The sequence below is a fragment of the Neobacillus sp. 204 genome (assembly GCF_046562815.1).
Classification (GTDB): domain Bacteria; phylum Bacillota; class Bacilli; order Bacillales; family Cytobacillaceae; genus Neobacillus.
This window is the reverse complement of sequence record NZ_JBJORY010000034.1, coordinates 1-9321: the sequence shown is the minus strand read 5'-3', so window position 1 is coordinate 9321 and position 9321 is coordinate 1. Positions and strand designations below refer to the sequence as shown.

7 protein-coding genes and 10 tRNA genes are annotated in these 9321 nt (G+C 38.3%); 1 reads left to right on the top strand and 16 read right to left on the bottom strand.

Annotation, left to right across the window (positions count from 1 at the left end; translation table 11 throughout):
- The 6 genes from yhbH to queG form a co-directional block, all read right to left on the bottom strand.
- The coding region (gene yhbH, locus ACJ004_RS29850; RefSeq protein WP_410896699.1) for a sporulation protein YhbH at positions 1 to 1147 on the bottom strand (1147 nt) is incomplete at its 3' end.
- Positions 1148 to 1426: 279 nt separating this feature from the next.
- A complete protein-coding gene (locus ACJ004_RS29845) occupies positions 1427 to 3322 on the bottom strand; it encodes a PrkA family serine protein kinase (protein ID WP_410896698.1) in 1896 nt (631 codons plus the stop codon).
- Positions 3323 to 3649: 327 nt separating this feature from the next.
- Positions 3650 to 4399, bottom strand: a complete 750-nt coding sequence (gene nfsA, locus ACJ004_RS29840; RefSeq protein ID WP_410896697.1) for an oxygen-insensitive NADPH nitroreductase — start codon at positions 4397 to 4399, stop codon at positions 3650 to 3652.
- A 52-nt stretch (positions 4400 to 4451) separates the two neighbouring features.
- Positions 4452 to 4925, bottom strand: a complete 474-nt coding sequence (gene trmL / locus ACJ004_RS29835) for a tRNA (uridine(34)/cytosine(34)/5-carboxymethylaminomethyluridine(34)-2'-O)-methyltransferase TrmL (RefSeq protein WP_410896696.1) — start codon at positions 4923 to 4925, stop codon at positions 4452 to 4454.
- 73 nt (positions 4926 to 4998) lie between these two features.
- Positions 4999 to 5871, bottom strand: a complete 873-nt coding sequence (locus ACJ004_RS29830) for an amidase domain-containing protein (RefSeq protein ID WP_410896695.1) — start codon at positions 5869 to 5871, stop codon at positions 4999 to 5001.
- 84 nt (positions 5872 to 5955) lie between these two features.
- The gene (gene queG, locus ACJ004_RS29825; RefSeq protein ID WP_410896694.1) at positions 5956 to 7086 is read right to left on the bottom strand and encodes a tRNA epoxyqueuosine(34) reductase QueG; all 1131 of its coding nucleotides are present in this window, start codon (positions 7084 to 7086) and stop codon (positions 5956 to 5958) included.
- A 111-nt stretch (positions 7087 to 7197) separates the two neighbouring features.
- On the opposite strand from queG, the gene ACJ004_RS29820 reads away from it, so the two are divergent.
- Entirely contained in the window at positions 7198 to 7869 is a 672-nt protein-coding gene (locus ACJ004_RS29820; protein ID WP_410896693.1) for a B3/B4 domain-containing protein, read from the top strand.
- Positions 7870 to 7947: 78 nt separating this feature from the next.
- On the opposite strand, the gene ACJ004_RS29815 is transcribed toward ACJ004_RS29820, so the two are convergent.
- The 10 genes from ACJ004_RS29815 to ACJ004_RS29770 form a co-directional block, all read right to left on the bottom strand.
- A tRNA-Gly gene (locus tag ACJ004_RS29815) sits at positions 7948 to 8021 on the bottom strand.
- A 439-nt stretch (positions 8022 to 8460) separates the two neighbouring features.
- Positions 8461 to 8542 (bottom strand) — tRNA-Leu (locus ACJ004_RS29810).
- 27 nt (positions 8543 to 8569) lie between these two features.
- Positions 8570 to 8655 (bottom strand) — tRNA-Leu (locus tag ACJ004_RS29805).
- A gap of 42 nt (positions 8656 to 8697) precedes the next feature.
- Positions 8698 to 8771: transfer RNA gene (locus ACJ004_RS29800), tRNA-Cys, on the bottom strand.
- 8 nt (positions 8772 to 8779) lie between these two features.
- A tRNA-Gly gene (locus ACJ004_RS29795) sits at positions 8780 to 8854 on the bottom strand.
- Between the two features lie 4 nt (positions 8855 to 8858).
- A tRNA-Gln gene (locus ACJ004_RS29790) sits at positions 8859 to 8933 on the bottom strand.
- A 29-nt stretch (positions 8934 to 8962) separates the two neighbouring features.
- Positions 8963 to 9038 (bottom strand) — tRNA-His (locus tag ACJ004_RS29785).
- An 11-nt stretch (positions 9039 to 9049) separates the two neighbouring features.
- A tRNA-Trp gene (locus tag ACJ004_RS29780) sits at positions 9050 to 9123 on the bottom strand.
- Between the two features lie 6 nt (positions 9124 to 9129).
- Positions 9130 to 9214: transfer RNA gene (locus tag ACJ004_RS29775), tRNA-Tyr, on the bottom strand.
- Positions 9215 to 9239: 25 nt separating this feature from the next.
- A tRNA-Thr gene (locus tag ACJ004_RS29770) sits at positions 9240 to 9315 on the bottom strand.
- Positions 9316 to 9321 lie beyond the last annotated feature (6 nt).

Sequence of the window (9321 nt, the reverse complement as noted above, 5' to 3'; positions counted from 1 at the left end):
CTTCAGCTTGGAAAAAGCTTTTCATGGCATGAAATACATCTGCTTTTTGTTTAAGAATATAGTAGCGGAATTGATCATCTTTAATGTTTTTATAGGCGGACATTAAGGTTGAATGACGATTATATTGATTTACTTCACCATATCCAAACATATTAGATACTTTCATTAATTCTTCAACAAGCTTTACACAACGGGCATTATCCGAAGTGAGATTGTCACCGTCTGAAAAGTGGAATGGATAGATGTTGAATTTTCGTGGATTATATTTGGCATCAATGATTTCGAGTGCTTTGCGGTATGCGGATGAACAAATGGTTCCACCACTTTCACCCTTGGAAAAGAAATCTTCCTCTGAAACAACTTTAGCTTCGGTATGATGGGCAATAAATTCAATTTCTACTGTTTCATATTTGGTTCTTAAAAAACGAGTCATCCAGAAGAAAAAGCTGCGAGCCATATACTTTTCCCAGATCCCCATTGAACCACTCGTATCCATCATTGCAATAACAACTGCTTTAGAATCTGGTTTAATGACTTCATTCCAAGTCTTAAATTTTAAATCATCCTTGTAAATAGGGTGGAAGGCAGGCTTTCCAGTCATCGCATTCCGTTTAAAAGCTGACATCATCGTCCGTTTCTTATCAATATTCCCCATCAACCCTGTTTTGCGAATATCATTGAATTCAATGTTTTCAACTAAATGTTCTTGTTCTTCTTTTCTTTTTAAATTTGGAAGCTCTAGTTGCTTAAATAATGCTTCCTCCAACTCCATTAATGATACTTCCGCCTCAAAATAATCTTCTCCTGCTTGGTCTCCAGCTCCTTGGCCTTTTCCGGGTCCCTTTTGTCCGCTGGATCCATCACGTGCTACTACATCCCCTACTTGACTGTCACCATCACCTTGGCCCACGTGTTTGTTTTTGTCATAATTATAACGAATTTTATATTCGTCCAATGAACGAATTGGAATTTTTACTACATCTCGACCATTAGACATGATTATGCTTTCTTCTGTAATTAAGTCTGGAAGATTGTTGCGAATTGCCTCCTGGACTTTTTCCTGATGCCTCTGCTGGTCATCGTGGCCTTTACGGTGGAGGGACCAATCTTCTCTTGAAATGACAAATTGATGGTTGTTAGTTGACAATGTAAACCCCTCCTTATTAATTTAATAGGTTCCAAAATGCACAAATTTTAATCAAATACATATTATAACGGAGTAAAGAAATTAAGATAAATATGGATTACTTTATCCTATGCAGAATTAAAGAATAATTTACAAATTATTTCGACAATTGTGCATTCGCCTAAGAAATTGGACAAATTAGCAAAATGGGACCAACAAGCTTATTTTTTTATATTCGAATAAGGAAAAAAATAGACTGACAGATTTCCTTCTGCCAGTCCCTGCTATTTTAAATCCAGCCTATCTATTTAATAGACTTCCTACATAACGCAATAATTCATTAGCTGACGTTGTATTATAACCATGTTCATCCACTAATCTTGCAACTACGTTATTTATTTTCTTTAATTGCTGTTCATCAGGTGTTTTTGAAGAAGTGGTAATTTTCACTACGTCCTTTAGATCAGCAAACAATTTCTTTTGAATGGCTTCACGAAGACGATCATGAGAATTATAGTCAAATCGTTTCCCTTTTCTCGCAAAAGCAGAAATCCGAATGAGGACTTCCTCCCTGAATGCCTTTTTCGCATTTTCGGAGATACCAATTTGTTCTTCAATAGAGCGCATAAGCTTCTCATCTGGATTGATTTCCTCACCAGTGAGTGGGTCACGTAATTTTGATTTATTGCAGTAGGCCTCAACATTATCAAGATAATTATCCATTAATGTTTTCGCGGATTCTTCGTACGAATACACAAAAGCCTTTTGGACTTCCTTCTTGGCAATATTATCATACTCTTTGCGAGCTAATGAGATATAATTCATATAACGCTCCCGTAACTCAGCAGTGATGGACGGGTGTTGATCAAGCCCATCTTTTAATGATCTTAATACATCTAGTGCATTAATTGATGGTATTTCTTTTCGAATGATTGTAGAAGAAATTCGGTTAATCACGTATCGAGGGTCTATACCACTCATACCTTCATCAGGATATTCCTTCTTAAGTTCATCCACATCCGCTGTATTAAAACCTTCCACATTTTCACCATCGTAAAGGCGCATTTTCTTAAGTAAATCAATATCACCTTTTTTCGGTTCCTTCAAGCGTGTAAGAATGGTAAACATTGCAGCAACCTTTAACGTATGCGGTGCAATATGAACATCAGAAACATCACTTTCATTGATCATCTTTTCATAAATTCTTTCTTCTTGTGACACCTTTAAGTTATAAGGGATTGGCATGACAATGATCCTAGAATGGAGTGCTTCATTCTTCTTATTGGAGATAAAAGATCGGTACTCCGTTTCGTTTGTGTGAGCCACAATCAACTCATCTGCACTAATTAAGGCAAAGCGTCCGGCTTTGAAATTCCCCTCTTGGGTTAGAGACAGCAAATGCCATAAGAATTTCTCATCACACTTTAACATTTCCTGGAACTCCATCATCCCGCGGTTAGCTTTATTAAGTTCACCATCAAAACGATAGGCACGAGGATCTGATTCGGAACCAAATTCCGCAATCGTTGAAAAATCAATACTACCCGTTAAATCAGCAATATCCTGTGATTTTGGGTCGGATGGGCTGAATGTACCAATCCCTGTTCGTTTATCTTCAGAGAAAAAGATTCTTTCAACCAATACATCTTCAATTCGTCCGCCATACTCTTGTTCTAGACGCATCATGTTCAGCGGGGAAAGATTACCTTCAATGCGGATGCCATATTCATCAAAGAAATCCTTCCGCAAATGATGTGGGATTAAATGCAGCGGATCCTCATGCATCGGGCATCCTTTAATCGCAAATACAGAGCCTCGATCAGTGAGCGAGTATGCTTCAAGTCCCCTTTTTAACATGGTTACAAGAGTGGATTTCCCGCCGCTCACAGGACCCATTAACAATAAAATACGTTTCCTTACATCCAGTCTTTTTGCAGCCGGATGGAAGTATTCTTCAACAAGCCTCTCAAGCGATTCCTCTAACCCAAATAATTGATTGCTAAAAAATTCATACTTCTTCGTCCCTTTTTCTTCCGTAATTCCTGCATCCTTAAGCATATTATAAACTCGTGAATGTGCCGACTGTGCAACCCATGGCTTCTCTTTCAACAATTGTAAGTAATCTGCGAATGACCCTTCCCAACGTAGCTTTTCTTCTTCTTCGCGATACATCTCGATTTTTTTTAGAATATCCATAAGGCCCTCCCCCGTAGGTTAATCAGAGACGATTTAATATACTCTATGCTGATAAGCTTTTGAACATGCGTAACCATTGCGAGTTAGCGTCTATCTTTTTTATTTCAATAAAAAGAATCTTCCTCTTTTCATTTTTATCAGATAGGCTATAATAAAACTATATGTGAGAATAAATGAAAAATGTATGACGAAAGGGGATTACATAAATATGAACACTTTCATCGTTTGTTTGGTATTTGTTGCGTTTCTAGCGGCAATCTTCACATCAGGTTATAACGACAAACCAGGTTCAACCAAATAAAAAAAGCTGCTTAATCGCAGCTTTTTTTATTTGAGATCCAGTTTATTTTTTTGAATAAATTCCTTCATATACATTCTACTCTTCCTATCAAGCATTATTGCCATTTGTTCCGTCCAGCGGTCTTTTCTTTTCCCACCTGTCCGCTCTTCATAGTAGCTAGAAATCAAGTTATCATAATTTTGAAGCTGACTAAGGTAAACTTCCTTGTCTTGTTCATATTCATCTTCATGATAAATATGATCATACGGCAACCTCGGTTTTTTTTCCGTTAATTTGGTTGGAACCCCAATTGCTAGACCAAACAATGGAATTACCCGCTCTGGTGTTTTTAAAATCTTTTTCACTTCATCTAGATTATTGCGAATTCCACCTATGTAGCAAATTCCTAACCCCATTGATTCTGCGGCAATCGCTGCGTTTTGTGCTGCTAAAGAGGCATCAATTAGAGCTACCATAAACTTTTCCGTACTTTCAATCGAAGGAGAAACATTTATGTGTTCATTCTCCCCAATAGTAATATGGCGATATAAATCCGCACAAAAGATAAAAAAGTGGCCGTTTTTTTCAACATATTCCTGATTCCCTGCAATCTCGGCTAATTTTTTCTTCTTCTCTTTATCCTTAACGCCAATAATGGAATAGGCCTGTATAAAACTGGATGTAGATGCAGATTGAGCACAAGTAACAATTGTTTTAATTTGTTCTGCTGTTAGTGGCTTGTCCTCAAAATGACGAAGAGAGCGATGGTTTAATATCGTTTCGATTACTTCATTCATGACAAACTTCCTTTCTTTTAATCAAAAAGAGGCCCCTTGGGACCCCCTCAGATTATTTTAAATGCGCATAGTTTTGTTGTCGCAGCGCTTCATAGATTAGAACGGCGGCTGTATTGGACAGATTTAGGGAACGAATATTTTCATTCATAGGAATCCGCAAGCTAACTTCCTTATTTTTTTCAATGACCTCTTTCGGCAGTCCGGTCGTTTCTCGTCCAAAGATAAAATAATAATCTTTGCTGGAATTACTATAGTCAAAACTGCTAAAAGGCTTTTGGCCAAATTTAGTAATATAGAAAAATTCACCGCCTGCATTCTTTTCATAAAATTCATCAAGAGAATCATAATAGACGATATTAACGTATTGCCAATAATCTAAGCCTGCTCTTTTTAACATTTTGTCATCCGTAGAAAAACCTAATGGACGGATTAAATGGAGATTTGTGTCTGTTCCTGCACATGTTCTAGCAATGTTTCCCGTATTTGAAGGGATCTGCGGTTGATATAAGACAACATTAATTGACATGGAATTCACCTCGGGTAAAAACTCTACATGCCATTATACCATTATGATATATCCTTTCAATAATTAAGCATCTTTAATCGATAATTGAAAAAAACTTGTATTTTATTTTAGGTGTATAGGCAGATGAATCCTCATATGCCCAATACCTCATTCGACTATTATACGTATGGGCATTCACTAATGGCATTCCGTAGGCATCCTTACCAGTAACGATTGTATTATGATTAAACCGTCCGTCCCCTTCAAAATCGTAGCAAATAACATCTCCTAATAACAATTGGTCAGGGCTGCTGACTTCCCTTGCTCGTAAACCACTTTTCGAATTATTCAAGTAAATTTTTAACGAGTTCGCCACTGCCCAGCTATAGCTCCAATTATTATTCTGGAGCCACCAGCCTGCTCCACGATTCGGATACCCTCTCATAGGTGCCCCGCCAGTATGGAGGCATTGTGAGATGAAGTTGGTGCAATCTACTTCAAATTTTTTGTAAGCAGGATTGTAGCTATTCCACCATCGTTCCGCATATTGAACTGCCTTTAAGCGATTATACTGATAGCTCAATCGTTCATCCTTATCCTCTAAAACAAGTTCAATCGGCAGCTGATAAGTTTCTTGGGGGGCATAAGGGTTGATTTCCTCATCCATCACTAAGGCCCCTTTATAAAACTTAGCTAATCTCTCTTCAACCTCTTCTTCCATATAAATAAAGGCTTTTTGCTTTATTAAATATTGATAATGAGCAAGATATTTTACCGTTTGAAATTCATCCTCTGTATTCCTTTCTATTATTTTGCCTGAGGTTTTTACTTTTACAATTTCTGCCGACCTTTTTTCTAACGTACTCTGCTTCTGATCAGCCTTTGGAAAAAATACTTTATGTGTTCTTTTATCAAAAACAAATTGATTTACTCTCTTTTCAAATAACTCTTGTAATAAATGAAGCATATTCACCACCCCTTTCTTTCATACATATGAGAGAAGAAAGGGTTTATATCAAAAAAATAGGCGAACCAGGTGAGTTCGCCCATTTTATCTATAAAAGCGTAAGCCTTTTTCTATTTCAATTTGGACATCAAGATCTATTTCATGTTTCTGGGCCTTTTTTAAGGCAGCATAAGCCGTCTCACCGCCAATTTTCCCAAGTGCCCATGCTGCTGTGCCTCTTGAAACTGGACTTCCCTCATTTTCTAGAACATCAACTAAATCTGGAATTGCTGTTTCATCCTTAAAATGGGCAAGCGCAATAATCGCATTCCGCTGAATTGGCTTTTTCCCTCTCCAAGCACCAGATACGTAGCCTAATTTAGTTTTAAATTCCCGATTGCTTAATTTTAGAATCGGCTTTAATAAAGGTTTCGCTACTTCAGCGTCCGGTTCAAGTTCTTCATGAAAATGAAAGTTCTTCCCCTTGTTAACCGGACAGGCGGTTTGGCAAGAATCACAACCATAAATCCGATTCCCAATCTTATCCCTAAACTCGTCTGGAATAAATGTTTTTGTCTGTGTTAAAAAAGAAATACAGCGCTGTGCATTAATTTGGCCACCTTGAACCAGAGCCCCAGTTGGACAAGCATCCAAACACTTTGTGCAAGACCCGCATTGATCTTCCATTGGTTTATCTGGTTCAAAAGGTATACTTGTTATCATTTCTCCCAAATAAACATATGAGCCAAACTCTGGCGTAATAATAGAGCAATTTTTCCCGCTCCAACCGATTCCAGCCCGTTCCGCTACGGCTCGATCAGAGAGTTCGCCCGTATCGACCATCGATTTTAATCTGGCATCCGGCATTTTTGTGGTGAGAAACTCCTCTAATTTTTTTAGTTTATCGTTTAACACATGATGATAATCAAGACCCCATGAGGCTCTGCTGAAAATGCCTCTCCTCTCCCCCTTTTTGCTCTCGACACGGTTATTCATTTTGGAGGGGTAAGCAATCGCAATAGAAATGATTGAACGGGGCTCCTCTAGTAATAAGGAAGGGGTCACCCGTTTTTCTATATCTGGTTCTTCAAATCCTGACTGGTATTTAAGTTCTTGCTGCCTTATGAGTCGATTTTTTAATTCAGTGAACGTGTCAGCTGTCGTGAAACCTATTTTATCGATTCCAATTTCTTTACTATAAGTAATTAGTTCTTCTTTTAACTTTTGGACATTCATTGGATCCCCTCCTTTCCTAGAAGATAGTTATTATAAGATTGGATAGTAAAATTATTAGTTGCTCATCTATTTATGATAAACTATTTTCATTGAAATTTGGAGGTGGAATGGTTGGAAATTAAACTCTCACAGGAAATAATCAAACACATTCCTAACTTTAAAGTAGGGATAATTGAATATAAAGATATTACTGTCAGTGAATCTCCGCAGATGATTAGAGGAAGACTTCAGCTTTTCCAAGAATCTATTTATTTTGATTTAGAAAATAAAAATGTTCCTGAACTCGCTGGCATTCAGGAGTGGCGTTCAATTTTTAAGAAATATGGTAAAGACCCGAATCGGTATCGTCCTTCAGTCGAAGCTTTGTACAGAAGAGTACAAAAACAAAATTACCTTTCATCTGTGCAAAGTGCAATTGATATTAATAATTTTTTCTCTTTACAATATCAAGTACCTATTGGAATTTACGACCTGAATAACTTGAATGGATCTATAAGCATTCGATTAGGAATGGAGGGAGAGGAATATACTGACTTGAATGGTCGAATCAATTCTTTGAATCATCTAATTGTATCTTCAGATAATCTGGGACCCTTCGGAAGTCCCTTCGTCGATTCTGATAGAGCACCAGTAACTTTTGCTACTAAAAATGCCCTGCAAATTATATATTTGAGACCATCAACAGATGTTGAAAATGCGAAGAGACTAACAGAGTCTTTAATGAGCATGTTTACCCAAATACATGGAGGAGAAGCCTTCTTTCAAATCGTTAGGTGTCCGTAGGGCATCTTTTTCTTTACATAGAAAAAACGCAATTCATCGTTCTCCTATGTAACGATAAACTGCGTTAGTTAATATGTATGGAGCGGGTGATGGGAATCGAACCCACTACATCAGCTTGGAAGGCTGAGGTTTTACCAGTAAACTACACCCGCACTTTATAAATTGATAATTCAGCAACTGACCTTTATTATATTACACACTATTTTTACTATAGTCAAGGGAAAAATGCAAATATTGTCGAAATTGCTTTTAAAGAGAAACTTTTTGCGGAATTCATTAAAAAAAGAATAAAAGTCTGTTTTGATAAGGAATTCATAGAAAATTGATGTTTCATTGATATTTTATGTAAATTTACACTTTATTATATACACTTTAATGTGTGATTTAATGAGTTTCCCTTCAAGGGCGAATTTTTAAGATTTATGAGCGAATTTTTGGTATTATTGGGCGAATTCCGACCTTTTGTGGGCAGATTTCGTGTTTCTATGAGCGAATTAATGAAACACACATTCTAGTAGAAAGCTGCGAAACAAAATTTAGTCAAAAAAAAGTTGCCCATAAAATTATGAGCAACTTTTTTTAACAAATTGATACCGGTGATCGGGGTCGAACCGATACTCCTCACGGAACACGATTTTGAGTCGTGCGCGTCTGCCAATTCCGCCACACCGGCGCGTATTAAAATGTTTAGGTAAAGCAATGCCGAGGACCGGAATCGAACCGGTACGGTAGTCACCTACCGCAGGATTTTAAGTCCTGTGCGTCTGCCAGTTCCGCCACCCCGGCGAAATCTAATTACCTGTTCTAATCCATACTTAGCAAATATTATGGAGGCGGCAACCGGATTCGAACCGGTGGTAAAGGTTTTGCAGACCTCTGCCTTACCACTTGGCTATGCCGCCATATATATTGGAGCGGAAGACGGGATTCGAACCCGCGACCCCCACCTTGGCAAGGTGGTGTTCTACCACTGAACTACTTCCGCAAATTGGCTGGGCTAGCTGGATTTGAACCAACGCATGTCGCAGTCAAAGTGCGATGCCTTACCGCTTGGCTATAGCCCAACGTTTTTAAATTAATAATTTTTATACTATGGGGCGACTGATGGGAATCGAACCCACGAATGCCTGAACCACAATCAGGTGCGTTAACCACTTCGCCACAATCGCCACTATATAATTGGCAGGGGTAGTAGGAATTGAACCCACACCAAAGGTTTTGGAGACCTTCGTTCTACCTTTAAACTATACCCCTATAAAATGGTGGAGGGGGACGGATTCGAACCGCCGAACCCGGAGGGAGCGGATTTACAGTCCGCCGCGTTTAGCCACTTCGCTACCCCTCCACATATTATGCAAATTCCATGACTCTGGTGCCGGCGAGAGGACTTGAACCCCCAACCTACTGATTACAAGTCAGTTGCTCTACCAATTGAGCTACCCCGGCGTAAAC